General features: G+C 64.8%; 24 protein-coding genes. 15 read left to right on the top strand and 9 right to left on the bottom strand.

Annotation, left to right across the window (positions count from 1 at the left end; all coding sequences use genetic code 11):
- Positions 1–2: 2 nt before the first annotated feature.
- Positions 3–302: an Asp-tRNA(Asn)/Glu-tRNA(Gln) amidotransferase subunit GatC gene (gene gatC / locus C5F53_RS12770; RefSeq protein WP_105261748.1), complete on the bottom strand. Its 300-nt coding sequence runs from the start codon at positions 300–302 to the stop codon at positions 3–5.
- A gap of 203 nt (positions 303–505) precedes the next feature.
- Between gatC and C5F53_RS12765 the strand changes: the two genes are divergently transcribed.
- From C5F53_RS12765 to mrdA, 4 genes are all read left to right on the top strand, one after another.
- Positions 506–1549, top strand: a complete 1044-nt coding sequence (locus C5F53_RS12765; RefSeq protein WP_105261747.1) for a rod shape-determining protein — start codon at positions 506–508, stop codon at positions 1547–1549.
- Between the two features lie 18 nt (positions 1550–1567).
- Positions 1568–2488, top strand: a complete 921-nt coding sequence (gene mreC, locus C5F53_RS12760) for a rod shape-determining protein MreC (RefSeq protein ID WP_105261746.1) — start codon at positions 1568–1570, stop codon at positions 2486–2488.
- A complete protein-coding gene (mreD, locus tag C5F53_RS12755) occupies positions 2485–3015 on the top strand; it encodes a rod shape-determining protein MreD (RefSeq protein ID WP_105261745.1) in 531 nt (176 codons plus the stop codon). The genes mreC and mreD overlap by 4 nt, the downstream gene beginning before the upstream one ends.
- Before the next feature lie 107 nt (positions 3016–3122).
- Entirely contained in the window at positions 3123–5069 is a 1947-nt protein-coding gene (gene mrdA / locus C5F53_RS12750; protein WP_105261744.1) for a penicillin-binding protein 2, read from the top strand.
- Between the two features lie 9 nt (positions 5070–5078).
- Here mrdA and C5F53_RS12745 read toward each other — a convergent pair whose 3' ends face one another.
- The 3 genes from C5F53_RS12745 to C5F53_RS12735 all read right to left on the bottom strand — a co-directional run bounded on the left by C5F53_RS12745 (position 5079) and on the right by C5F53_RS12735 (position 9112).
- Positions 5079–5843, bottom strand: coding sequence for a TSUP family transporter (locus C5F53_RS12745; protein WP_105261743.1), 765 nt, complete (start codon positions 5841–5843; stop codon positions 5079–5081).
- Positions 5844–6134: 291 nt separating this feature from the next.
- Positions 6135–7844 carry a GMC family oxidoreductase gene (locus C5F53_RS12740; RefSeq protein ID WP_105261742.1) on the bottom strand — a complete coding sequence of 570 codons (1710 nt, stop codon included), beginning with the start codon at positions 7842–7844 and terminating at the stop codon, positions 6135–6137.
- Positions 7841–9112, bottom strand: a complete 1272-nt coding sequence (locus C5F53_RS12735) for a putative Na+/H+ antiporter (RefSeq protein WP_236635362.1) — start codon at positions 9110–9112, stop codon at positions 7841–7843. The genes C5F53_RS12740 and C5F53_RS12735 overlap by 4 nt, the downstream gene beginning before the upstream one ends.
- A gap of 141 nt (positions 9113–9253) precedes the next feature.
- On the opposite strand from C5F53_RS12735, the gene C5F53_RS12730 reads away from it, so the two are divergent.
- Genes C5F53_RS12730 through C5F53_RS12710 form a run of 5 tightly spaced genes read left to right on the top strand, consistent with a single transcriptional unit; the run spans position 9254 to position 13543 of the window.
- On the top strand, positions 9254–10375 hold the full coding sequence (locus C5F53_RS12730; RefSeq protein WP_236635361.1) for an ABC transporter permease: 1122 nt from the start codon (positions 9254–9256) through the stop codon (positions 10373–10375).
- Positions 10372–11163 carry an ABC transporter ATP-binding protein gene (locus tag C5F53_RS12725; RefSeq protein WP_105261739.1) on the top strand — a complete coding sequence of 264 codons (792 nt, stop codon included), beginning with the start codon at positions 10372–10374 and terminating at the stop codon, positions 11161–11163. Before C5F53_RS12730 ends, C5F53_RS12725 begins: the two co-directional genes overlap by 4 nt.
- Positions 11164–11177: 14 nt before the next feature.
- On the top strand, positions 11178–12179 hold the full coding sequence (locus C5F53_RS12720; protein WP_105261738.1) for an MlaD family protein: 1002 nt from the start codon (positions 11178–11180) through the stop codon (positions 12177–12179).
- A gap of 52 nt (positions 12180–12231) precedes the next feature.
- The gene (locus C5F53_RS12715; RefSeq protein ID WP_236635360.1) at positions 12232–12870 is read left to right on the top strand and encodes an ABC-type transport auxiliary lipoprotein family protein; all 639 of its coding nucleotides are present in this window, start codon (positions 12232–12234) and stop codon (positions 12868–12870) included.
- A 16-nt stretch (positions 12871–12886) separates the two neighbouring features.
- Positions 12887–13543 carry an LON peptidase substrate-binding domain-containing protein gene (locus tag C5F53_RS12710; RefSeq protein WP_105261737.1) on the top strand — a complete coding sequence of 219 codons (657 nt, stop codon included), beginning with the start codon at positions 12887–12889 and terminating at the stop codon, positions 13541–13543.
- A gap of 22 nt (positions 13544–13565) precedes the next feature.
- Here C5F53_RS12710 and C5F53_RS12705 read toward each other — a convergent pair whose 3' ends face one another.
- Positions 13566–14198: a MarC family protein gene (locus C5F53_RS12705; protein ID WP_105261736.1), complete on the bottom strand. Its 633-nt coding sequence runs from the start codon at positions 14196–14198 to the stop codon at positions 13566–13568.
- 123 nt (positions 14199–14321) lie between these two features.
- Here C5F53_RS12705 and C5F53_RS12700 point away from each other — a divergent pair, with 123 nt between their 5' ends.
- Positions 14322–15233, top strand: a complete 912-nt coding sequence (locus C5F53_RS12700; RefSeq protein WP_105261735.1) for an amidohydrolase family protein — start codon at positions 14322–14324, stop codon at positions 15231–15233.
- A gap of 17 nt (positions 15234–15250) precedes the next feature.
- Here the strand turns inward: C5F53_RS12700 and C5F53_RS12695 are convergent, their stop codons facing one another.
- The gene (locus tag C5F53_RS12695) at positions 15251–15997 is read right to left on the bottom strand and encodes an SDR family oxidoreductase (RefSeq protein WP_105261938.1); all 747 of its coding nucleotides are present in this window, start codon (positions 15995–15997) and stop codon (positions 15251–15253) included.
- Between the two features lie 31 nt (positions 15998–16028).
- Here C5F53_RS12695 and C5F53_RS12690 point away from each other — a divergent pair, with 31 nt between their 5' ends.
- The 3 genes from C5F53_RS12690 to C5F53_RS12680 are packed head-to-tail and all read left to right on the top strand — an operon-like array spanning position 16029 to position 18528.
- Positions 16029–16787, top strand: a complete 759-nt coding sequence (locus tag C5F53_RS12690) for an MgtC/SapB family protein (protein ID WP_236635359.1) — start codon at positions 16029–16031, stop codon at positions 16785–16787.
- 59 nt (positions 16788–16846) lie between these two features.
- On the top strand, positions 16847–17842 hold the full coding sequence (locus tag C5F53_RS12685) for a Bug family tripartite tricarboxylate transporter substrate binding protein (protein WP_105261733.1): 996 nt from the start codon (positions 16847–16849) through the stop codon (positions 17840–17842).
- Positions 17839–18528, top strand: coding sequence for a dienelactone hydrolase family protein (locus tag C5F53_RS12680; protein WP_105261732.1), 690 nt, complete (start codon positions 17839–17841; stop codon positions 18526–18528). The genes C5F53_RS12685 and C5F53_RS12680 overlap by 4 nt, the downstream gene beginning before the upstream one ends.
- A gap of 12 nt (positions 18529–18540) precedes the next feature.
- Here the strand turns inward: C5F53_RS12680 and C5F53_RS12675 are convergent, their stop codons facing one another.
- From C5F53_RS12675 to hemB, 3 genes are all read right to left on the bottom strand, one after another.
- Positions 18541–19284: an ABC transporter substrate-binding protein gene (locus C5F53_RS12675; RefSeq protein WP_105261731.1), complete on the bottom strand. Its 744-nt coding sequence runs from the start codon at positions 19282–19284 to the stop codon at positions 18541–18543.
- Between the two features lie 67 nt (positions 19285–19351).
- Positions 19352–20473 (bottom strand): magnesium transporter CorA family protein, encoded by a 1122-nt coding sequence (locus tag C5F53_RS12670; RefSeq protein ID WP_105261730.1) that lies wholly within the window; start codon positions 20471–20473, stop codon positions 19352–19354.
- A gap of 75 nt (positions 20474–20548) precedes the next feature.
- Entirely contained in the window at positions 20549–21562 is a 1014-nt protein-coding gene (gene hemB / locus C5F53_RS12665; RefSeq protein ID WP_105261729.1) for a porphobilinogen synthase, read from the bottom strand.
- 558 nt (positions 21563–22120) lie between these two features.
- Between hemB and C5F53_RS12660 the strand changes: the two genes are divergently transcribed.
- Both C5F53_RS12660 and C5F53_RS12655 read left to right on the top strand, forming a co-directional pair.
- Positions 22121–22549 carry a CopD family protein gene (locus C5F53_RS12660; RefSeq protein ID WP_105261728.1) on the top strand — a complete coding sequence of 143 codons (429 nt, stop codon included), beginning with the start codon at positions 22121–22123 and terminating at the stop codon, positions 22547–22549.
- 17 nt (positions 22550–22566) lie between these two features.
- Positions 22567–23661 carry a VanZ family protein gene (locus C5F53_RS12655; RefSeq protein WP_105261727.1) on the top strand — a complete coding sequence of 365 codons (1095 nt, stop codon included), beginning with the start codon at positions 22567–22569 and terminating at the stop codon, positions 23659–23661.
- The last annotated feature ends 4 nt before the right edge of the window (positions 23662–23665 follow it).

Raw genomic sequence — 23665 nt, 5'->3', positions numbered from 1 at the left:
TCTTATTCGATGACTTTGGGAACCAGGAACAGGCCACGTTCGACCGCGGGGGCGCTTTGTTGGTTGGCCTGCCGCTGGTTGGGCTCACTCACTACGTCCTCGCGCAGGCGCAGCACGATGTCCTGGATGGCTGCCACAGGATGGGACAAGGGCTCCAGTCCGGTGGTGTCGACGGCCCGCATGGTTTCCACAATGCTGAAAAAGTCGTTCATTTGGGTCTGCAGGCGCGCGGTTTCGGCGGGCGCCAGTTCCAGGCGCGCCAAATTGGCAATGCGGGCGATGTCGGAAGATGTCAGGGACATGGGTGTAGAAGAGTTGAAACCAAGGGTAAATCGTGTCTGGCCGCAGGCTTTTGCACGAGTTATTCACAGGCGATGGGGTATTATCCTGCCTTTGGTAAAAGTACCGTGGATACGCGGTATTTGACGCCAAACTTACACGTTTGAACTGCTAAAACCATGGCGACGGACGGCCGAAGCGCCCTCCGTGCCCGAGAGGATACGTAATGCTTGGAGCTTTCCGTCGGTACTTTTCCACCGACCTGGCGATTGACTTGGGTACCGCCAACACCCTGATTGTGGCGCGCGGACAGGGCATCGTTCTGAATGAACCCTCAGTGGTGGCGATTCGCCACGAAGGTGGCCCACAGGGCAAAAAAACCATCCAGGCGGTCGGCAAAGAGGCCAAGGCCATGTTGGGCAAGGTGCCCGGCAACATCGAAGCCATCCGCCCCATGAAAGACGGCGTGATCGCCGACTTCACGGTGACCGAGCAGATGCTCAAGCAGTTCATCAAAATGGTGCTGCCCCGTGGCGTCTTGAAGCCCAGCCCCCGCATCATCATTTGTGTGCCCTGCGGCTCCACCCAGGTGGAGCGCCGCGCGATCCGCGAATCGGCCCTGGGCGCAGGTGCCAGCGATGTGTACCTGATTGAAGAACCCATGGCGGCTGCCATCGGTGCCGGCCTGCCGGTGTCCGAAGCGTCTGGCTCCATGGTGGTGGACATTGGTGGTGGTACCACCGAGGTCGGAGTCATTTCCCTGGGCGGCATGGTCTACAAGGGCTCGGTCCGCGTCGGTGGCGACAAGTTCGACGAAGCCATCATCAACTACATCCGCCGCAACTACGGCATGTTGATTGGTGAACCCACCGCCGAAGCCATCAAGAAACAAATCGGCTCGGCCTTCCCCGGTTCCGAAGTCAAGGAAATGGAAGTGCGCGGCCGCAACCTGTCCGAAGGCGTGCCCCGCAGCTTCACGATATCAAGCAACGAAATCCTGGAAGCGCTGACCGACCCGCTGAACAACATCGTGTCGGCCGTGAAAAACGCGCTGGAACAAACCCCGCCCGAACTGGGCGCCGACATTGCCGACCGCGGCATGATGCTCACCGGTGGTGGCGCGCTGTTGCGTGACCTGGACCGCCTGCTGGCCGAAGAAACCGGCTTGCCCGTGCTGGTGGCCGAAGACCCGCTCACCTGTGTGGTGCGTGGTTGCGGCATTGCGCTGGAGCAGATGGAGCGCCTGGGTTCCATTTTCACGAGCGAATAAGCAGCACCGGACACAGCGATGCCACTCGGTACGCTGGACAGAGATCCTCCCCCCTTCTTCCGCCAGGGCCCCTCGGCCCTGTCCAAGTTGGCCGTCTGCAGCGCCTTGGCGCTGTTTCTCATGGTGGCCGATTCCCGCTTCAAGATGATGCAGCCCCTGCGCGTGGTACTGGCCACCGCGCTGTACCCGGTGCAGTGGCTGGCCTTGCAGCCTGTGCTGCTGGTGCAAACCACCACCACCTACTTCACCACCGTAGCCTCCGCCGAGTCGGCCCAGGAAGAGGCGCGTAAAAAACTCAGCCTGCAATCCCTGCGGGCCAACCAGGTCGAGCAGCTGGAGCTGGAAAACCTGCGCCTGCGCAAGCTGCTGGACCTGTCGCCCCGCCTCACCGCACCGGCCAAAGCCGCCCAGGTGTTGTACGACGCGGCCGACCCTTTCACCCGCAAAGTGGTCATCAACAAAGGGCTGATGCACCAGCTGGCCCTGGGCTCACCGGTGCTGGATGAGATGGGCGTCATCGGCCAGGTCACCCGTGTTTACCCCGCCATGAGCGAGGTCACCCTGATCACCGACCGGGACCATGCGATCCCGGTGCTCAATGCACGCACGGGTGCGCGCGGTGTGGCCTTTGGTGATACGTCTACCCATGCCGATGCGCTGGAGCTGCGTTACATGGCGGCCAACGCCGACGTGGCCGTGGGCGATCTGCTGACCACCAGCGGCGTGGATGGTGTGTACCCGCCCGGTTTACCGGTGGCGCGGGTGGAAAAAGTGGAGCGCCAAGTGGACGCGGTGTTTGCCCGTATTTACTGTGTGCCGCTGGCCATGGTGTCAGGCACTACCCATGTGCTGGTGCTGGATCCGTTGTCGAGCCAGATGCCTGCGCGGCCCGCGCCGGATGCCTTGGCGGCGTCCCCCAAAGGAGCTGGTTTGCGATGATCATGCGTCCCGGTCAGCAGCTTTTGTTGCCCGCCAATCCCCTGTTCATTTGGGGCAGCGTGGTGGTGGCACTGCTTCTTAATATGGTCAACAACATGGGCTTGTGGGGGCGTGCGGCCTGGGCGCCCGATGTGCTGGCCGTGGTGCTGGTGTTCTGGACCGTGCACCAGCCGCTGCGCGTGAGCATTGGGGCCGCCTTTGTATTTGGCCTGTTGATGGATGTGCACCAGGGTGGCCTGCTGGGGCAACATGCCATGGCCTACACGGTGTTGAGTTTTCTGGCCATTACTGTGCACCGCCGTTTGTTGTGGTTTACCGTGCCCTCGCAGGCCGCGCAGGTGTTTCCATTGTTTGTAGCGGCCCATGCCCTGGAGCTGTTGCTGCGCCTGCTGGGTGGCGGCACGTTTCCAGGCTGGTGGGTGCTGCTGGCGCCGGTGCTAGAGGCTGCGTTGTGGCCCGTGGCCAGCATTGTGTTGCTGGCCCCGCAGCGCCGCGCCCCCGATCCCGATGCCAACCGTCCGTTGTGATATGGCCCCCACGCTTGCCACTGCGTGTGCTGCACTGCCCCTCCGAGGGGGCTGGTTCGCCTTGGGGCGGCCCTGCGGCGGACCGGTTTGACTATCGCAGCTAAACCATGACTGAGCTGCGCAACGTCCAGGCCGACCTGGCCCGCTTTCGGACCCGTGTGTTTGTGGTCAGTGTGGTGGTGCTGTGCTGTTTTGTGTTGCTGGCCCTGCGCCTGGCGTATTTGCAAATCGTGCGCCACGACGATCTGCGCGCCCAGGCCGAGAGCAACCGCACGTCCATCGTGCCCATCGTGCCCAACCGGGGGCTGATCGAAGACCGCAACGGTGTGGTGCTGGCCACCAACTACTCGGCCTACACGCTGGAAGTCACACCGTCCAAGACGGGTGGGGTGGAAAAGACCATTGACGAACTGGCTAGCGTGATCGACATCACGCCACGTGACCGGCGCCGTTTCAAGAAGCTCATGGAAGAGTCCAAGAACTTTGAGTCCCTGCCGATCCGCACCCGGCTGACCGACGCCGAGGTGGCCCGTTTTGCGGCGCAGCGCTTCCGCTTCCCGGGGGTCGAGATCAAAGCCCGCCTGTTCCGCAGCTACCCCTATGGTGAGCTGGCCAGCCACGTGATCGGCTACATCGGGCGCATCAACCAGTCCGAGAAAGAGAAGATCGAGGACAGCGAAGACCAGGCCAACTACCGGGGTACCGAGTACATCGGCAAGCTGGGTGTGGAGCAGAGTTTTGAGCAAATGCTGCACGGCGTGACCGGGGTGGAACGCATCGAAACCTCGGCCGGGGGGCGCGCGGTGCGCAAACTCGCCAGCAACCCGTCCACGCCGGGCAATGTGGTGGTGCTGTCCATCGACATCAAGCTGCAAAAACTGATCGAGGACATGTTTGGCAGCCGCCGGGGGGCGCTGGTGGCGCTGGACCCCAAGACCGGTGAGGTGCTGGCTTTTGTGAGCAAACCCACGTTTGACTCCAACCTGTTTGTCGAAGGCATTGACCAGGAAAACTGGCAGATGCTCAACGAGTCCATCGACAAACCGCTGCTCAACCGCGCCCTGCGTGGCACCTACCCGCCAGGCTCCACCTACAAACCCTTCATGGCCTTGGCGGCGCTGGAGACTGGTACGCGCACGCCGCAGACCCTCATCAACGACCCCGGCTTCTACATGTTTGGTGGCAACCGCTTTGGCAGCCCCGAGAACGAGAAGGGCGGCATCATGGACATGCGCCGCGCCATCGTGGAGTCCAGCAACGTGTACTTCTATTCGCTGGCCAACGAGCTGGGTGTGGACACCATGCATGACTTCATGAAGCCGCTGGGCTTTGGCCAGCACACCGGCATCGACATCCATGGGGAAGTGCGGGGCGTGTTGCCCAGCCAGGAATGGAAACGCCGCTACTACAAGCGCCCCGAGCAACAAAAGTGGTACGCCGGAGAGACGATCTCGCTGGGCATTGGCCAGGGTTACAACAGTTTCACCATGTTGCAGTTGGCGCAGGCGGTTGCCATCGTGGCCAACAACGGGGTGAAACACAAGCCACAGCTGGTGATTGCGACCCAGGACGCCACCACCCGTGTGCGCGTGCCAGTGCCCGCAGAGCCACCGGTAGACCTGGGGTACAAGCCTGAGAACGTGGCGGTCATCCGTGACGCCATGGTCGGCGTCACGCAGGGGGGCACCGGGACGCGGGTGTTTGCGGGTTCTGGGTATGTGAGTGGTGGCAAAACCGGCACTGCGCAGGCGGTGAGTCTGGGTAAAAACCAGAAGTACAACGCCTCGTCGATGGAAGAGCACCAGCGCGACCACTCCCTCTACGTCGCCTTTGCGCCAGCGGAGTCGCCCAAAATTGCGCTGGCCGTGATTGTGGAGAACGCGGGGTTTGGTTCGGCCTCGGCCGCACCGATTGCGCGCCGCGCGTTTGACTATTGGCTGCTGGGCCAGTACCCCAGCGAAGAAGACTTGGCCGCCGTGAGCAAAGGGCAGGCCGGTGCGCCCATTGGCAGGCCCCGCGTGGCGGCCGATCTGCCCTGGCCGCCAGCACGTTAAGCCCGCGGCCTAGAGGCCGCGCACAAACGCGTCGTAACCGGTCTTGAGAATCAGGGCCGACACCACCACGATGAACATGCCACGGACAAACCCCGTGCCGTGTTTGAGCGCCATGTGGGTGCCGGCCAGGCTGCCCAGCACATTGGCTACCGCCATGGCCACAACAAAGTGCCACCACACATGGCCTTTGTAGGCAAACAGCAGCAGCGCCGCCAGGTTGGAGGCGGTGTTGAGCAGCTTGGCGCTGGCCGAGGCGTTGAGAAAATCGTAGCCCAGCACCCGCACCAGCAGGAACACGAAAAAACTGCCCGTGCCGGGGCCAAAAAACCCGTCGTAAAAACCAATGGTGGCGCCAATGGCACAGGCGACCAGTGCTTCGTGTTGCCCCGCAAACCGGGGCGTGTGGTGCCGCCCTAGGTCCTTTTTGACCAGGGTGTAGGCCAGTACCAGCACCAGCACCAGGGGCAGGGCCTTGCGCAGGTGCTGGGGCGACACCACCGTGACCAACCAGGCACCCCCCAGCGAGGCCAGAAAACATACTGCGGCCGCGGGGGCAATGGCGTGCCACTGCATCTGCACCCGGCGCTGGTACTGCACGGTGGCAAAGGCCGTGCCCCAGACCGAGGCGCCCTTGTTCGTGCCAAACAGCGTGGCCGGGTGGGCGTTGGGGAAGGTGGCGAACAGGGCGGGGGTCAGAATCAGGCCGCCGCCGCCCACAATCGCGTCCACAAAACCGGCCAGCAGCGAGGCCAGCGTGACAACAAACATTTCCATGGGGGAATTGTCGCATCCGGCTCAATGGGGTTATTTACTATGAAATCAGGAGCTGTTTGCGCATACTCCATGCGGCTTGGAGGCCAAAAAGGCATAAAAAAAGCACCGGGGATACCGGTGCTTTTGTAAAACTGCATCGTGGTGTGCAGGGTTTGTTGTTGGTTTTAGCCGTCTCCTCGGCGTCGTTTCAAGCTTGGTCTTGGCAGACCTCGCAGTTGCTGTCAGGTCTGCGTTGCCATGCAATGTATCCGCCCTGCGGGGGCAGCGGCATCAGGACAAACCCTCTACCGCTCAACGCGCTGCGTCCTCCGCAATCCACTGCGCAGCTTTCTCCGCAATCATCAGCGTGGGGGAGTTGGTGTTGCCGCTGGTGATGAGTGGCATCACCCCCGCGTCCACCACCCGCAGGCCGGCCACGCCGCGCACCTGCAGGCGGCTGTTGACCACGGCCATGGCGTCATCGTCCCGGCCCATCTTGGTCGTGCCCACCGGGTGGAAGATGGTGGTGGCAATGTCACCCGCCAGCTGGGCCAACTCGGCGTCGCTCTGGAACTGCGTGCCTGGCTTGTATTCCTCGGGCTGGTACTTGGCCAGCGCCGGTTGCGCCACGATGGTGCGCGTCACGCGCAGCGAATCGGCGGCAATCTTGCGGTCGGCCTCGGTGCTCAGATAGTTGGGCGCAATCGCCGGGGCGTCTTTGAAGTCTGCCGTCTTGATCTGCACCGTGCCGCGGCTGGTGGGGTTGAGGTTGCACACACTGGCCGTGAAGGCGTTGAAGGTGTGCAGGGGCTGGCCAAAGGCGTCCAGGCTCAGCGGTTGCACGTGGTACTCCAAGTTAGGGTGGGGCTGGCTGGCGTCGCTGCGGGTGAAGGCGCCGAGCTGGCTGGGCGCCATGCTCATGGGGCCACTGCGTTTGAGGGCGTATTCCAGCCCGATCTTGGCTTTGCCCCAGAGGCTGTTGGCCTGGGTGTTGAGCGTGGGGGTGTTCTTGACCTTGAAGACGGCGCGGATCTGCAAATGGTCTTGCAGGTTGGCGCCCACACCGGGGGTGTCTTGCAGCACCGGCACACCCCGCGCCTGCAACAACTCGGCCGGGCCCAGGCCCGAGAGCTGCAGGATTTGGGGGCTGGCCACGGCGCCCGCGCACAGCAACACTTCACCGCGGGCGGTGGCGGTCACCATCTCGCGGCCGTCCCACACCTGCACACCGGTGCAGCGCAGGCCCGCACCTTCGGCTTGCGGCTCTACCACCAGCTTGGCGACCTGAGCACTGGTCCACAGCTCAAAGTTGGGGCGGGCGTAACACATGGGGCGCAAAAAGGCCTTGGCCGTGTTCCAGCGCCAGCCGGCTTTCTGGTTCACCTCGAAGTAACCCACGCCTTCGTTGCTGCCGCGGTTGAAGTCGTCGGTGGCCGGAATACCGGCCTGGGTGGCGGCCTGGGCAAAGGCGTCCAGCACATCCCAGCGCAGGCGTTGTTTCTCAACCCGCCATTCGCCGCCGGCCTGATGGTGGCGCAGCACCTTGCGGTAGTCGGTGCCGCTGTCGTGCAACAGCGGCGAGGCGGTTCCCTTGGCGCCGTGTATGGCATCGGCGCCTTTGTGGTGGTCTTCGTGCAGCTTGAAGTAGGGCAGGCTGTTGTCCCAGGTCCAATTCGCATCACCGGTGAGCTGGGCCCACTGGTCGTAGTCGCGCGCCTGGCCGCGCATGTAAATCATGCCGTTGATGCTGGAGCTGCCGCCCAGCGTTTTTCCACGCGGGTAACGCAGGCTGCGGCCATTCAGGCCCGCCTCGGCCTCGGTGTTGAACAACCAGTCGGTGCGCGGGTTACCAATGCAGTACAGGTAACCCACGGGAATATGGATCCAGTGGTAGTCGTCCTTGCGGCCAGCCTCGATCAGCAGCACGCGTTTGGAAGCGTTGGCGCTGAGCCGGTTGGCCAGCAGGCAGCCCGCCGTGCCGGCGCCGATGATGATGTAGTCGAAGGTGGTGTCGTTGGTCATAGAAGCAGAAAAAAGGCGGCAGCCACCGCAGTAGGAAGCAGGGCACCGAGCAGCAAGCCGCCCGCGCCTATGGACTGGTCTTCAAAACCCGCGCGCAGCAGCGCTACGCCAGCGGGGTTGGGGGCATTGGCAATCACGGTAAGGCCACCACCGGCCACGGCACCGGCCACCAGCATGTACTTGGCCGGGTCCGAGATGCCTACGATCAGTGAGCCCAGGTAGGTCAGTGCCGCGTTGTCGGTCACCGCGGTGAGCCCCAGGGCGCCAAAAAACAAGGCGGTGGGGGCCAGGCTCTCCACAATCGGCTGCAGCCACCACTGCTGCATGCCACCCAGCACCACCAGCCCGGCCAAAAAGAAACCGACCAGTAGCCCCTCCTTGAGGATCAGCGGGCTCTGAAAGCGCGCATAGGCCTGGGTGTAGCCCAGAAAGAAGAGGAACAGCCCCAGAAACAGCACCGGGTGGTGGGCCAGCACCACCACACCAGCCAGAAAGGCCAGATGCACCGCGCTCACCACCCAGGGGATGGGGGCCTCCTCGGCGCGGGCTGCGGGCGGCGCGGCGCGCAGGGGCTTGCGCAGTAGCAGCACCATCACCGTCGCGTTGAGCAGCACCGCCAGCGCGGCCTTCCAGCCGAACGTGCTGGCCATGAAGGCGGTGTCCCACTGCCAGGTGGCTGCCACCATCAGTACTGGCGGTGCGGCGTAGGCGGTGAGCGTGCCACCGATAGAGATGTTGACAAACAGCACCCCCAGCGCCGCGTACTTCAGGCGCTCTGGCATGGCGGGGGTGAACAACAGGGGCGCCAGCATGAGTGCGGCCAGCGTCATGGCGGCCGGCTCGGTGACCAGCGACCCCAGCAAGGGCACTGCCGCCAGGCCCAACCAGGCCAGCGCCAGCGGCCGGGGCAGTGGCAGCAGGCGGGCCAGCGTATTCATGCTGCGACCCACCACGTCCAGCACCGGGCGTGAGGCTGCCACCACCATCACCACACACACAAACAGGGGTTCGGTGAACTGGCGCGACTCGGCATAGGCAATGGCCGGGCCACTGCCCGCCACCAGGGCCATGCAGGCAATCAGCACAAAGGCCCAGAAGCCAAACACCACCTCCACCTCGCCCAGCAAATGGAACAGGCCCGCGTGCTGCGGATGGCGGTGGGCCAGGCTTTCAAAAAACTTGGCGCCAAAGGTGTGCAACAAAGCCAGGCCAAACAGCACGGCCGCGATCTGGTGCATCAGGTCGCTATGGACCCACTCGGTACCCATGCCGCTATGCGCCCGTGCGGTTGCTGTGGTGGAGCGGGTTGGGTAATGGGTCGTGGTTTGGCATGGTGTCTCCTGGGGCCTATTTTGCTTGCATTTCCTTGCGGGTACGATGCGCACCTTAACCACTCTCTGAATGCCCCTGTGGAGGACACCGCCCCCCGCCTTGAAATGCGCACCGAGCCATCGCTGTCGGTGCTGCAGTTGCACGGGCGCTGGACGGCCGACCAACTGGCGGTGCCTGCCGTGTGGCAGGGTTTGCCGGCACGGCTGCTGCAGTCAGTGAAGGACGGCAGCGCCTGGGATCTGCGTATGCTGCAGCGCCTGGACCACACAGGCGCCCAGTTGTTGTGGAATGCCTGGGGCCAGCAGTGGCCCGCACAGCTGCAACTTTTGCCCGAACAACGCACGATGCTGGAGCGGGTAGCGCAATTCACCGCACCTGCGCCTGCGCCCGTGCCGTATTCCTGGCATGCCGTGTACCTGGGTCTGGGGCGCCGTGTCATGGGCATGGTCCAGCACTTGGCTGGCGCGGTGCGCCTGCTGGGACAACTGCTGCTGGACCTGTTGCGCCTGGTGCGCCATCCGCTGCATGCGCCGTGGCGCGATATCTCGGGGCATCTCTACCGCATTGGCGCCACCGCCATGCCTATCACCGCGCTGGTGGGGTTTCTGATTGGGGTGGTGCTGGCCTACCTGATGTCGCAGCAGTTGCGCCAGTTTGGCGCCGACGCCTTCATCGTCAACATCCTGGGCCTGTCACTGATCCGGGAGCTGGGGCCGGTGCTCGCCGCCATCCTCATCGCCGGGCGCTCGGGCTCGGCCATCACGGCCCAAATTGGCGTCATGCGCGTGACCGAGGAACTGGATGCCATGCGTGTGCTGGGCATTGCCAAGGGCTTTCGGCTGGTGATGCCGCGCACCGTGGCTATGGCCGTAGCCATGCCGCTGCTCTCGGTCTGGACCACGCTGGCCGCGTTGTTGGGTGGCATGTTGGCGGCCGACCTGGCTATGGGGCTCACTCCGGCCTACTTCATTACTGCTCTGCCCAAGACCGTGCAGATTGCCAACCTTTGGCTGGCGCTGGCCAAAAGCACGGTGTTTGGGGTGCTGATTGCTTTGATTGCCTGCCACTACGGTCTGCGCGTCAAGCCCAACACCCAAAGCCTGGGCGAGGGCACCACCGCCTCCGTGGTCACGTCCATCACGGTGGTGATTCTGGTGGACGCGCTGTTTGCGGTGCTGTTCAAGGGAGTGGGCCTGTGAGCGCGCCGTGGGTGGTCGACATCAACAAGCTGTGGTCGGTGTTCCGCGCCGAGGGCGTGCCCACCGTCATCCACCAAGACCTGGACCTGCAGATTGCGCAGGGCGAGCTGCTCTCCATCGTGGGCGGATCGGGCAGCGGCAAGACGGTGCTGCTGCGGCAAATGCTGGGGCTGGAAACACCGGCGCGTGGCAGTGTGACCGTGCTGGGCCACCCGGCAACCGAGCTGGGCCGCGCCGGTGCGGCCAGCCGCGTGGGCATGCTGTTCCAGCACGGGGCGCTGTTTTCGGCCTTTACCGTGCTGGAGAACATTGCCTTTCCGCTGCGCGAACTCGGCACCTTGCCCGCAGACTTGGTGCGCGATGTGGCCATGGTCAAACTGCAGATGGTGGGGCTGGACGCCCGCCACGCGCACAAGATGCCGGCCGATTTGTCGGGGGGCATGGTCAAGCGGGTGGCGCTGGCGCGCGCACTGGTGATGGACCCGCCGCTTTTGCTGCTGGACGAACCCACCGCCGGGCTGGACCCGGACAGTGCCGACGGTTTTTGCGCGCTGCTGCAAAGCCTGCACCGCGAGCTGGGCCTGACCGTGGTGATGGTCACACACGACCTGGACACGATTTTTGAGCTCAGCACCCGGGTGGCCGTGGTGGCGGACAAACATGTGGTGGTGGATGCACCACCGCGCGAGGTGGTGGACTTTGAGCACCCCTTCGTGAATGACTTTTTCCGAGGTGGGCGCGGGCACCGGGCGCAGGCCCTGTTGCACCCCACCCCGAATGCCGTGTAGAAAGACAGATATCTATGGAAAACAAATCCCATGCCTTTGCTGCCGGTGCTTTTGTGCTGGTGGTGGCGGCGCTGCTCACGGCACTGACCGTCTGGCTCACGCGTGACACGTCCGAGCAACGGGTGTTCGAGATCTCCAGCCCCGAGGGCGTGACCGGCCTGCAGCCCCAGGCCGGTGTACGCTTCAAGGGCGTGCTGGTGGGCCGGGTGACCGACATTGCGCTGGATACGGTGCAGCGTGGGAATGTCTTGCTGCGCATTGCGGTGAATGAGCAGGCCCCCATCACCCAGTCCACCTTTGCCACGCTGGGCTTCCAGGGTGTCACCGGGCTGGCCTTTGTGCAGTTGGACGACAAAGGCGAAAGCCCCGCGCCGCTGGCCGCCACCGGCCGCGCACCGGCCCGCATTCCCATGCGCCCCAGCATGGTGGCACGCTTCACCGAACAAGGCGGCAACCTGCTCACGCAGATGGAGCAGGCCAGCGGGCGCGTCAACACCCTGCTGGACGCAGAGAACCAGAAAGCCTTGATGGGCGCCATCCAGCAAATGGGCCAGGCCGCCGCCAACGTCAGCACCCTGGCCCGCCGGGCCGACCAGGTGCTGGGCGCGCAGGGTGGTGCGGACGCCATGAACCTGCCGCGTATGGTGGCCCAGGCCGATGCCACGCTCAAAAGCATGCAGGCTACTTCGGAGCGGCTGGGCGCCAGCGCCGATGCCGTGCGCAGCTCGGCCTCCGAGTTCCAGCGCATGTCGCGCCGCATGAACGAGCCCGGTGGCACGCTGGACAAAATTTCCCAGAGCACCGAGTCGCTGGCGCACACCAGCCGCCAGGTCAACGCCCAGCTGCTGCCCCGCCTGAACCGCGCCACCGATGACACTGCCCGCGCCGTGCGCCAGGTCGGCCGCGCGGCCGACGCGGTGGGTGACAACCCACAGTCCTTGCTGTGGGGCAAGGGCAGCGCCACGCCGGGCCCGGGCGAGCGCGGTTTTGTGGCACCGGCCGCCGCGGCCCCTTGATATCTAGAGAGACTGGTTTGCTATGAAAATGATAGCTGTTTGCGCATATTCCATGGGCTCTAGAGCCCTGTTTGGCTTGATTTTGGCGGCCACGCTGGCCGGCTGTGGCGCCTTGCCCAAGGGCGGCCCTGCGGTGGCGGTGTACGACTTCGGCCCCGGCCTGGTGCAAGAGCTGCCCAGCAACCGCATGGCACCGCTGCCCACGCTGGCGCTGGGCGAGGTGCATGCGCCCACCGCGCTGGACAACCTGCCCGTGGTCTACCGCCTGGGCTACAGCGACGCCCAGCAGCTACGCCCCTACGCGCAGGCGCGCTGGAGCATGCCCCCGGCCCAACTGCTGCGCCAGCGTGTGCGCGAAACCCTGGGCCAGCGCCGCGCGGTGCTCAACCTGGCCGATGGGGTGCTGGCCCCGCCCGGCACCCTCACGCTGCGCCTGGAGCTCGAAGAGTTCAGCCAGCTGTTTGACGCTGCGGCCAGCAGCGCCGGCGTGCTGCGCTTGCGTGCCACCTTGTCGCATCCGGCCCACGGTGGCGACGCCCTGGTGGCCCAGCGCAGCTTTGTGCTGCGCGAGCCCGCAGCCAGCGCCGACGCGGCCGGTGGCGTGCGTGCGCTGACCGCCGCGGTGGACAGCGCCGTGCAGCAGCTCGACCAGTGGGTGCAGCAAACCCAGGCCAGCCTGCCACCCCGCTAAGGCCCGCCACGCCACCATGCCCGAGCTGCTTGCCCTGCGCCAACTGCCGCTGTTCCCGCTGAACACGGTGCTCTACCCCGGTGGCAGCCTGCAGCTGCAGATTTTCGAGGTGCGTTACCTGGACCTGATGGGCAAGTGCCACAAAACCGGTGCGCCGTTTGGGGTGGTGGCGCTCACCCAGGGCAGCGAGGTGCGCCGCGCCGACCCGCAGGCCCCCAGCGGCGACGGTTTTGCGAATGAGGCTTTTGTCGACATTGGCACGCTGGCCACCATTACCGAGTTTTCCAGCCCGCAGCCAGGGCTCATGGTGCTGCGCTGCACGGCCGGCGAGCGTTTTCGCATCACCCAGCGCAGCCGCTTGAAGCACGGGCTGTGGGTGGCCGATGTGCAAACCCTGCCCGCCGATGTGCCCACGCCGGTGCCGCCCGATCTTCAGCTGGTGTCGCAGGCCCTGCAGAACGTGATCGCCCAGCTGCAGGCCCGGGGTGGCGCGTTGCCTGCGGCGCTGTTGCCGCCCCACCGGCTGGATGATTGCGGCTGGGTGGCCAACCGCTGGTGCGAGCTGCTGCAGCTGCCGCCCGAGCTCAAGCAAAGCCTGATGCAGCTGGACAACCCGCTGTTGCGGCTGGAGCTGGTGGGGGACTTTCTGAGCCGCGCCGGCATCAGCGGCTAAGCGGTTGGGCGGATCAGCCCGGTCAACCCGCCAGCACCGGGAACAGCTTGGTCAGCCCGTCGGTCATCACCTCCACCGCCAGCGCCGCCAAAATCAGGCCCATCAGCCGGGTCATCACGTTGATGCCGGTTTTGCCCAGAAAACGCGCAATCGGTTCGGCCAACGAGAAACACAGCGCCGTGGCCAGCGCCACCACCACGCCGTAGCCCACCAGCGTGCTGAGTGCCCAGAAGGTTTTGGCCTTGTCGGCATAAATCACCACGGTGGACATGGTGGCTGGGCCGGTGAGCAGCGGAATGGTCAGCGGCACCACGGCAATGCTGGCGCCCATGGCGGCCTTTTCGGCGCCGTCCTCCAGCTCGTGGGTGTTGGTCTTGGCCTCGGCGGGCTGGGCGTTCAGCATGTTGAGCGCACTGGTCAGCAGCAACATGCCGCCGCCTACCTGGAAGCTGGCCAGCGAGATGCCAAAAAACTCCAGGATGTGCAGACCCGCCACTGCGCTGATGGCAATCACCACAAACGCGCTGAAGGACGAGACCCACACCGTGTGGCGCCGCTGGGCGGCGTCAAAGCCTTGTGTGTAATGGATGAAAAAGGGCACGATGGCCAGCGGGTTCACGATGGCCAGCAAGGTCACCAGCGGTTTGAGGTCCATACGGCGTGTCCTGGGGAGGGAAGGGTGGCGGCATGGTACTGCACCCGTGCGCTGCAAGGAATGGGAAAACACGCTACAAACCCGCACACCACCTCATAAACACTTTGTTGGCCGGAGGCAGCCATGCAATCACCCCCTCGTTTTTCCTGGCGCACCCGTTGTGCGGCGCTGTGCCTCGCCGTGGGCACCAGTGGCCAGGCGCAAGCCGCCGACTACACGGGCCCGCTGTTTGACGCCCACCTGCACTACAACGTGGAGGCGCAGCAGCCCCACCCGATTCCCGATGTGCTGGCGCGTATGCAGCGCAGCGGGGTGCGTGCCATCGTGGCCAATTCCCGGCCCAACGACGGCACACGCGCCCTGACCGAGGCGGGCGCACAGACCCGTGCCGCAGGCGTCACCGTGGTGCCGCTGGTGCGCCTGTACCGCAACCGCGACGACTACGCCAACTGGTTCCAGGACCCCACAATTTTTGACATGGTGCAGGCCGAACTGGCCCGTGGCACCGCCGCCGGCCCCTACCGCGGCATTGGCGAATTCCACCTCTACGACAGTGCCAACGCGCGTGGCAAGGTGGCGCAGCAGCTCATGGCGCTGGCCGACCAACGCGGCCTGGTGGTGCTGGCGCATGTGGACGACGCAGCCATCGATTTGCTGATGGCGGCCACGCCCTCCGCCGGCCAGGCCACCCGCCTCATCTGGGCACACACTGGCATAGGCGGCGCACCCGTGGCGCGGGTACGGGCTTTGCTGGCCCAATACCCGGCGCTCATGGGAGAGCTGTCTTACCGCCCTGGCCTGACCTGTTCCAGTGCGCAGGGTGGCACCATGTTGTGCCCGGAGTGGCGTGCGCTCTTGCTGGATTACCCCGACCGTTTTTTGCTGGGGTCGGACACCTGGATCAACCCGCGCTGGCAGTACTACGAAGCGCAGATGCAGGAGTACCGCAGCTGGCTGGGCGACTTGCCACCCGCCGTAGCGCGCAAGGTGGCGTGGGACAACGGGGCCCGGCTGTTTGGTCTGCCCTCGCCCTGAAGGCGGGTGGCCTGGCCTCAGCGCCCCCCGCCCACATCCAGTATCGCGCCCGTGGTGTAGCTGGCCGCATCGCTGAGCAGCCAGACGATGGCGTTGGCAATCTCCTGTGCCGTGCCCGGGCGTTGCATGGGCACCTGGGGTGCCAGGCGCTGGGCGCGGTCTGGCAGGCCGCCGCTGGCGTGGATGTCGGTGTCGATGATGCCGGGGCGCACAGCGTTGACGCGTATACCTTCGGCCGCCACCTCGCGCGCTAGGCCCACCGTAAAGCTGTCAATCGCGCCTTTGCTGGCCGCGTAGTCCACGTACTGGCCGGGTGAACCCAGCGTGGCTGCCACGCTGGAGAGGTTGACGATGGCGCCGCCGCTGCCGCCATGGCGGGTGCTCATGCGCAGCACCGCCTCACGCGCGCAGACCATGCTGCCCAGCACATTGGTGGCCAGCATGCGTTGCATGCGATCCACCGACATGGCCTCCACGCGGCTGGCCACATCCACCACCCCCGCGTTGTTGACCAGGGCCGTCAGCGTGCCCAGCTTGGCATCCACCTTGGCAAACATGGCCAGCACCTCGGCCTCCACGGCCACGTCGGCCTTCACGGTGATGGCGTTGCCACCTTGGGCGCGGATCTGGCGCACCACCTCGTCGGCGGCCAGGGAGTTGTCGCGGTAGTTCACAGCCACGGCGTAACCGGCCTGGGCCAGAGAGAGTGCGGTGGCTGCGCCAATGCCACGGGAGGCGCCGGTGATGAGTGCGATCGCTTGCATGGCGCCATGGTAGCGCGCTGGTTTTTGGGGTATGTTTGCGCCCATGCTCAATACCGAAACCTTTGCCGCCTACTGGTCCACCCCGGTGGTAGAGGCCAACATCTTTGTGCTGCTGCACCTGCTGGGGTCGCTGGTGCTGGGGCTGATGGTGGGGTACGAGCGTTCGTACCACGGGCGTGCGGCGGGTATGCGCACCTACGGGCTGGTGTGTATGGCCTCGGCGGCGCTGGCCGTCATGGGCGGGTATTCCAACTTCTGGTACGGCGGCATGAGCACCACGCTGTTCAGTAACGGCGACCTCTCGCGCGTCATCCAGGGCATCCTGACCGGCATTGGTTTTTTGTGCGCCGGTGTGATCATGAAAGAGGGCTTCAACATCAGCGGCCTGACCACGGCGGCCTCGTTGTGGGCCTCGTCGGTGATTGGCATTCTGGTGGGGGTAGGCCTGTACGCGGCGGCCATGTCGCTGGCGCTGCTCAGCGCGTTTTGTATGGTCTGGGTGTCCAAGCTGGAGAGCTGGCTGCCGTCGCGCCAGGCGGTGGCGATCCGCCTTACGTTTGATCCGGGTTACCGACCGGTGGAGGCGGCCCTGCGCACCATGGCGCATGACCGGGGGTATGACATTGCCGGTGGCACCATCGTTATTTCGATGGACGAGGGCTCTTTCACCTGGAACTTTGTAGCCGTGGCACGCAGCCGCAAAAAAATGGCACCGATTTCTGATCTGGCGTCCGAAATGGGCCAGTTCCCCGGTGTGCAGCGTTTCCACGTGGCGTACGCACGCAACTAGACAGCACAGCAGTTTTACCTTTCCCCTTTCTTCATCACTTGTTTTTCAGGAGTTTGACCATGGGTTTTTCCTCGCAAGGCTGGGGCGGCACATTGCGCCGCGTAGGCGTGTTGGCCGTGTCGGTCGCGGCCCTGCTGGCCGCAGGTCTGGTGCAGGCACAAAGCGGGCCGGTGCGGCTGATGGTGGGTTTTCCACCCGGCGGCGGCACCGACGCGATTGCCCGCACGCTGGCCGACAAGCTCAAGGACCAGCTCGGCATGCCGGTGGTGGTGGAGAACAAGGCCGGTGCCGGTGGGCAACTGGCCGCGCAGGCGCTGAAGGCGGCCGCGCCGGACGGCCTCACGCTGTTCCTCTCGCATGACCACACCATCTCCATCCTGCCCCAGGTGGTGAAGAACCCGGGGTATGACTCGGCCAAGGACTTTGTGCCGGTGGCCGGGTTTGCCACCTTTGTGAATGCGCTGGCGGTGTCGGGCGGTACCCCGGCCAAGTCGGTCAACGACTACGTGGCCTGGGTCAAGGCGCAGGGTGCGGGCAAGGGCACGGTGGGGGTGCCGGCGCCGGCCTCCACGCCAGAGTTTCTGGTCAAGGTGATTGGCCAGAAATATAGGCTGGATCTGCAGTCCGCCCCCTACCGCGGCAGCGCGCCCATGATGGCCGACATGCTGGGCAACCAGATTGCGGCGGGTACCGGTTCGGTGCCCGACTTCATTGAAAACCACAAGGCCGGCAAGATCCGCGTGGTTGCCGTGCTGGGCGGTGCGCGCCAAGCCATCCTGCCCGATGTGCCCACCTTTGCCGAGCTGGGGCTGGCCGGTTTTGAAGACCTGCCGTATTACGGCATCTTTGCCCCGGCGGGCACGCCCAAGGCGACCGTCGACAAGTTCTCCGACGCGCTGGCCAAGGTATTGACCCAACCCGACGTGAAGGAGCGCCTGACCGCCATGGGCTTGACCGTTGGGTTTATGGACCAGGCCACACTGGCCAAACGCGAGCAGGCTTACACCAAGGTCTGGGCCAAGTTGATCAAAGACAGCGGGTTTGTGGCGCAATGAAGACCGACACCGTGAACCTGACCGCAGCCGATGGCTTCGTGTTTCCCGCCTACGTGGCTCGCCCAGAAGGCACGCCCCGCGGCGGCATCGTGGTGCTGCAGGAGATCTTCGGCATCAACGCCCATATCCGCGCGGTGGCCGATGGGTATGCCGCCCAAGGTTACTTGGCCATTGCACCCTCCACCTTCCACCGCGTGCAAACCGGCGTGGAGCTGGGTTACACACCCGAGGATGTGGCGGCGGGTGTGAGGCTCAAAGCTGCGGTGGAGGGGCTGCCCACGCCCGGCGTGTTGCAGGACATGCAGGCCGCGGTGACCTTGGCGGCCGAGGCGGGGCCGGTGGGCGTGGTGGGCTACTGCTGGGGCGGTTTGTTGACTTGGCGTGCCGCGTGTGCGCTCTCTGGCATCCGCGCCGCCGTGCCGTATTACGGTGGCGGCATGACCACACCGGCCGAGGTGGCGCGCCAGCCGCAGTGCCCGGTGCTGGCCCATTTTGGTGACCAAGACCACGCCATTCCGCTGGAGGGGGTGCACGCCTTCCAGGCCGCACATGCCGGGGTGCGGGTAGAGATTTACAACGCCCAACACGGGTTCAACTGCGACCACCGGGCGGCCTTCAACGCCGACGCGGCCGCGCTGGCACGTGAACGCACGCTGGCGTTTTTCGCGCAGCACCTGCAGGGCTAATCGACGGGCTTGTTACTGCGGCAGGCCGTAGCGGGCCAGGGTGCGGCGCACCACACCGTCCCGCACCAGCTGTTTCATGGCGTTTTGCCACAGCAGGGCTTCGGACTCCGGGATGTCCAGCGAGCCGCCCAACCAGATTTCCCCATAGTCCAGTGGTTTGCTGAGCTGCAGTTGGGCGCGCGGGATGCCGTACTCCGCCAGCACGGCGAGGTTGATGGCATCCCCGCCATAAATGGCGTCGGCCATGCCACGTTCCAACATGCGGGCCATGTCCAGTACGGAGTTGGCCGGTACGACCTGTTTGAAATTGCGACCCAGCAGATGCCCCTCATTGGGGGAGCCGCGCAGCACGGCAATGCGCAGATCGCGCAAGGCATCCAGCGTATCTAGGTTGACCGCCGTGCCACGCAATGCGATGAAGACAAACTGCTGGCGGTACAGCTTGACCAGCCAGCGGTAGCTGGCTTCCCGCTCGGCCGTGCGGGTCAGTGGCAGGATCAGGGTGCGGGGCTGGGTGCCCACCATGCTGAGGGCCCGGGTCCAGGGGTAGAACTGGATGGGCGGTGCCTCGCCCAGGCGTTCGGCCATCTCTCGCACCAGCACGCCCAAGGCGCCCGGGGCGTTGGGGCCGGCTTCTACGGTGAACGGGGGCAGGTTGCCGCTGACGATTTGGTAGGGTGCGAGGGTGTCTGCACGTCCCTGCAAGGCCAGGGCAAGCAGCATCAGGGTGAGCAGGGAACGCAGCTGCAAAGCCATGGTGTGTGGTGTTTTCAACGACGCAGCCAGTGTAGCGCTGCCCGCTGGGTGTCGCCAGCCCTGGGGGTCAGCGTTCGGAGCGTGCCAGGTAACGCTTGCGCCAGAAAAACACCGCCAGCAGCACCGCGGTTAGCACCATGCTGGCAATCGCCCACCAGAACCCGCTTTGCTGGTGCAGCAGCGGGATGAAGTCGAAGTTCATGCCGAAGATGCCGGCAATCAGGTTCAAGGGCAGAAAGATGGCGGTGAGCACGGTCAGCGTGCGCATGATGTCGTTGGTGCGGCTGCCCTGCACGCTGAAGTGCATTTGCACCGCAGTTTCCACACTCTGCTCCAGCCGGCGCACATGGTGCACCACGCGCTCGATGTGCTCCAGCACGTCGCGGCTGCGCACCTGCAGCAGCTCGCGCTCGCGCGCTTCACCCGGGCTTGTGGGTTCGGGCCAAGTCTTGATGGCCTCGATCCAGTCCTGCACGGCGGAGCGTTGTTCTTCACACACGTCGTCGAGCTGGTGCAGCGCCATACGTGCGTCCAGCAGCGAACCCCAGTTGCTGAAGCGGGCCCGCGGGCTCAGCAGTTCGGTTTGCCAGTGGTCCAGCTGCTGAGTCAGTTCTTTGCGCAGGGCCAAGTAGCCGTCCACCATGTGGTTGACGATGCGCAGCATCAGGTCGGCCGGGCTGGTGGGCAGGCGGGCGCCGGCGGTGCGTGACTCGCTGCTGGCGGCTTGCAGCAGCTTGGCGGCGTAGGCGTCGCGCACGGCGCAGTCGGTCGGGTGCACTGTGAGCAGCACCCGGTCAAACACGGCAAAACCGACCGGGCTGGTGTCGATACGCCGCAGAATGGGCGGGCCACCGCGTTTGGGCGCCACATTCAGGGGCTGGCCGGGTTGCTCCAGATCGGTGGGGCGGCTGCCCGCCGCCAGGCGGCGGAACACCAGTAGGTCGTACTGTGAGGTGTAGTCGTAGTGCGAAGGCAGCTGGTTGTTGATCAGGTCCGAAATATGCAGGTCCACCAGCTGCACACCGCACTGCGTTTGCAGCATGGCTTGCACCTCGGCCTGCGCCACCTCAAATTCGCGCCGCGCACACGCCACCCACACATACCCCTCGGGCGGGATGCCTTGGGCTGCGAGCTCGGCCAGACTCTGGCCCTCGGTCACGCTGTTGGCTTGGATGTGGAAGATGCGCATGGATGTTCGAAATATGGGTGAAAAGTGCCTTTGGCGCCCGTGGAGTATGCGCGAGCAGCTCCTATTTTTGTAGCATTATTCTTGCAAGGCCTTGGCGGCGGCAATCGCAAAGTAGGTCAACACCCCATCGGCCCCGGCCCGTTTGAAGGCCAGCAGGCTCTCCAGCATCACGGCGTCATGGTCCAGCCAGCCGTTTTGCGCCGCGGCCTTGAGCATGGCGTATTCACCGCTCACCTGGTAGGCAAAAGTGGGCACCTTGAATTCGTCTTTCACGCGGCGCACCACGTCCAGATACGGCATGCCGGGTTTGACCATCACCATGTCGGCGCCCTCGGCAATGTCCATGGCCACTTCGCGCAGGGCTTCGTCGCTGTTGCCGGGGTCCATCTGGTAGACCTTTTTGTTGCCCTTGCCCAGGTTGCCGGCCGAGCCCACTGCGTCGCGGAACGGGCCGTAGAAGGCGCTGGCGTACTTGGCGCTATAGGCCATGATGCGGGTGTGCACCAGGCCTTCGGCCTCCAGCGCGGCGCGGATGGCGCCAATGCGGCCGTCCATCATGTCGCTGGGCGCCACGATGTCCACACCGGCGCGCGCCTGGGTGAGTGCCTGCTGCACCAGTTGGGCCACGGTTTCCTCGTTGAGGATGTAGCCGTTTTCCTCAGGCCGGGTGTCCGGCAGGCCGTCTTGGCCGTGGGTGGTGAAGGGGTCCAGCGCCACATCGGTCATCACGCCCAGATCAGGAAATTCTTTCTTCAGCGCCCGCACCACGCGCGGCACCAGGCCGTCGGCATTCAGCGCCTCCTTGCCGTCGTAGGTCTTGAGCGACTGGTCCACCACCGGGAACAGCGCCATCACCGGAATCCCCAGCTTGACGCATTCTTCGGCCACGGGCAGCAGCAGGTCCAGGCTCAGGCGCTCCACGCCGGGCATGGAGGCAATCGGCACGCGTTGCTGTTTTCCATCCACGACAAACACCGGGTAGATCAGGTCGTGCGCGGTGAGGGCGTTTTCACGCACTAGGTTGCGGGTGAAGCTGTCGCGGCGCAGGCGGCGCGGGCGGCCAAGGGGAAAGGGGGCGTAGGCGGTCATGGGGAAAATTGTGCCTGATTCCTACAACATGCCCGTGCGCTGACCAGAAGGTCAGATTCGCCCAATACCGCAGTGCTTGAGGAGGATTTACAAAAAAGTGCTTGTCACACGGCCGCAACATTGCTAAATTCCACTCCGGATAGCTTGCTATCCCCCGCTTTTCCTCCCTGAGCGGGGCCTTGATGTGTGACAGCAAATAGGCTTACCACCCCAGCCCACGTGCTGGGGTTTTTTTTGCCTCTTCTTCGGCAGTACAGCAGGCATTGTTGGCGGGGATCAGGCGGGCTGGGCGTTTTGCTCCGTGTCCCCCGGCCTTCGGCCTCCTCCTTTACCTACGCAAAACGCCCAGCCCGCCTGATCCAGCGTGGTGTGTCTCATGACCGACATTCAGTCCGTAGCGGAGTGCTTGGGCGTACGCCAAAGTGAGGTAAAGGAGGAGGCCCCTCACGGGCCGGGGGACACGAACGGCGGCGTGCGCCCAAACACTCTGCGAGCACAGCAAACTTGCACCGTATTCAGGGGACTCCGACAGCACGCATACCCGACTACACTTTCCCTATGCTCTGGGTTAAAGCCTTCCACATCGTTTTCGTAGCCAGCTGGTTTGCGGGTTTGTTCTACCTTCCCCGCATCTTTGTGAACCTGGCCCTGGTGCCACCCGGTTCCGAGGCCGAGCGCGCGCGCTTGCTGCTCATGGCGCGCAAACTCCTGCGCTTTACCACCCTGCTGGCGGTGCCCGCCATTGGGCTGGGGGCTTGGCTTTGGCTGGGGTATGGCATTGGGCGTGGCCCGGGTAATGGCTGGATGCACGCCAAGCTCTTCATTGTTGCCTTGGTGCTGGGCTACCACCATGCCTGTGGTGCGCTGCTGCGCAAGCTGGAGGCGGGCACGCTGCAACGCAGCCACGTCTGGTTTCGCTGGTTCAACGAAATTCCGGTGCTGATGCTCACGGCCATCGTCGTGCTGGTGGTCGTCAAGCCTTTCTAAAGTCACAAGTACACGGCATGCACAAATCTGCCGCGTGGCCCCTTGCCTGGTTGTATGCAGGGTTGGTGGTGTATGCGAGCTGTTACCCCTTTGTGGGCTGGCGTGACCAGGGCATTGCGCCTTGGGAGTTTCTGTTTGCGCCCATGGCGCGTTACTGGACCGGGTTTGACGTGGGCGTGAATGTGGTGGGGTATGTGCCTCTGGGCGCGCTCCTGGCCCTGGGGGCCTTGCGCAACCGGCGCGGCCACTACCCGGTGGTGGGGGCAGTGTTGGTCGCCACGCTACTCTCACTGGTGATGGAGGCGTTGCAAAGTTACCTGCCAGCCCGCATTCCGTCCCGCGAGGACTTTTTGCTCAATGCCCTGGGCGGTGCGGTGGGGGCTTGCAGTGCCTTGTTGCTGGAGCGTTGGGGGGCGATTGACCGCTGGAGCCGGGTGCGGGCGCGCTGGTTTGTGCCGCATTCGCGCGGGGGGCTGGTGCTTTTGGCCCTGTGGCCAGCGGCGCTGTTGTTTCCGGCGCCGGTGCCGCTGGGCTTGGGCCAGGTGTTGCAGCGGGTGGAACAGGGGCTGGCCGAGTGGCTGAGCGACACCCCCTACCTGCACTGGCTGCCCGCGCGCGATGCCGAACTCACTGCCCTGGCGCCGGGGACCGAAATGTTGTGTGTGGCGCTGGGCCTGCTGATTCCCTGTTTGCTGGGGTTTTGCATTGTGCGTCCGCTAGCACGGCGCTTGGTGCTGGTGGGCGCGTTGGCGTTGCTGGCGGTGGCTGTGACCGGGCTGTCGGCCGCACTGAGCTGGGGGCCTTTGCATGCTTGGGCCTGGCTGGATTTGCCGGCCCAGTGGGGGCTGCTGGTAGGGGGCTTGCTGGCACTGGGGCTGGCGTTCATGCCCTGGCGCGGCAGTGCGGCCCTGGCACTGGTGGCCTTGGGGCTCTATATCAGTGTGCTGAACCAGGCGCCGGAGAGTCCGTACTTTGCCCAGACCTTGCAACATTGGGAGCAGGGGCGTTTCATCCGCTTTCATGGGCTAGCGCAGTGGTTGGGTTGGCTCTGGCCGTACGGTGCCCTGGTGTATTTGCTGGCGCAACTGGGGCGGCGCAGCGAGGAAACCTAAAATC

It is taken from the genome of Rhodoferax sp. TS-BS-61-7 (genome assembly GCF_002943465.1).
In the GTDB taxonomy this organism is placed as follows: domain Bacteria; phylum Pseudomonadota; class Gammaproteobacteria; order Burkholderiales; family Burkholderiaceae_C; genus Allorhodoferax.
This window is presented reverse-complemented; position numbering and strand designations above follow the sequence as displayed.

Bases quoted from the DNA above. Each gene is read 5' to 3' on its own strand.
- C5F53_RS12705 (WP_105261736.1), bottom strand. From the start codon at position 14,198: ATGGACCTCAAACCGCTGGTGACCTTGCTGGCCATCGTGAACCCGCTG.
- C5F53_RS12745 (WP_105261743.1), bottom strand. From the start codon at position 5,843: ATGGAAATGTTTGTTGTCACGCTGGCCTCGCTGCTGGCCGGTTTTGTG.
- C5F53_RS12655 (WP_105261727.1), top strand. From the start codon at position 22,567: ATGCACAAATCTGCCGCGTGGCCCCTTGCCTGGTTGTATGCAGGGTTG.
- C5F53_RS12695 (WP_105261938.1), bottom strand. From the start codon at position 15,997: ATGCAAGCGATCGCACTCATCACCGGCGCCTCCCGTGGCATTGGCGCA.
- C5F53_RS12720 (WP_105261738.1), top strand. From the start codon at position 11,178: ATGGAAAACAAATCCCATGCCTTTGCTGCCGGTGCTTTTGTGCTGGTG.
- gatC (WP_105261748.1), bottom strand. From the start codon at position 302: ATGTCCCTGACATCTTCCGACATCGCCCGCATTGCCAATTTGGCGCGC.
- C5F53_RS12700 (WP_105261735.1), top strand. From the start codon at position 14,322: ATGCAATCACCCCCTCGTTTTTCCTGGCGCACCCGTTGTGCGGCGCTG.
- C5F53_RS12660 (WP_105261728.1), top strand. From the start codon at position 22,121: ATGCTCTGGGTTAAAGCCTTCCACATCGTTTTCGTAGCCAGCTGGTTT.
- C5F53_RS12680 (WP_105261732.1), top strand. From the start codon at position 17,839: ATGAAGACCGACACCGTGAACCTGACCGCAGCCGATGGCTTCGTGTTT.
- C5F53_RS12690 (WP_236635359.1), top strand. From the start codon at position 16,029: ATGTTTGCGCCCATGCTCAATACCGAAACCTTTGCCGCCTACTGGTCC.
- C5F53_RS12675 (WP_105261731.1), bottom strand. From the start codon at position 19,284: ATGGCTTTGCAGCTGCGTTCCCTGCTCACCCTGATGCTGCTTGCCCTG.
- C5F53_RS12685 (WP_105261733.1), top strand. From the start codon at position 16,847: ATGGGTTTTTCCTCGCAAGGCTGGGGCGGCACATTGCGCCGCGTAGGC.
- C5F53_RS12670 (WP_105261730.1), bottom strand. From the start codon at position 20,473: ATGCGCATCTTCCACATCCAAGCCAACAGCGTGACCGAGGGCCAGAGT.
- mrdA (WP_105261744.1), top strand. From the start codon at position 3,123: ATGACTGAGCTGCGCAACGTCCAGGCCGACCTGGCCCGCTTTCGGACC.
- hemB (WP_105261729.1), bottom strand. From the start codon at position 21,562: ATGACCGCCTACGCCCCCTTTCCCCTTGGCCGCCCGCGCCGCCTGCGC.
- C5F53_RS12740 (WP_105261742.1), bottom strand. From the start codon at position 7,844: ATGACCAACGACACCACCTTCGACTACATCATCATCGGCGCCGGCACG.
- C5F53_RS12710 (WP_105261737.1), top strand. From the start codon at position 12,887: ATGCCCGAGCTGCTTGCCCTGCGCCAACTGCCGCTGTTCCCGCTGAAC.
- mreD (WP_105261745.1), top strand. From the start codon at position 2,485: ATGATCATGCGTCCCGGTCAGCAGCTTTTGTTGCCCGCCAATCCCCTG.
- C5F53_RS12765 (WP_105261747.1), top strand. From the start codon at position 506: ATGCTTGGAGCTTTCCGTCGGTACTTTTCCACCGACCTGGCGATTGAC.
- C5F53_RS12735 (WP_236635362.1), bottom strand. From the start codon at position 9,112: ATGGGTACCGAGTGGGTCCATAGCGACCTGATGCACCAGATCGCGGCC.
- C5F53_RS12715 (WP_236635360.1), top strand. From the start codon at position 12,232: ATGGGCTCTAGAGCCCTGTTTGGCTTGATTTTGGCGGCCACGCTGGCC.
- mreC (WP_105261746.1), top strand. From the start codon at position 1,568: ATGCCACTCGGTACGCTGGACAGAGATCCTCCCCCCTTCTTCCGCCAG.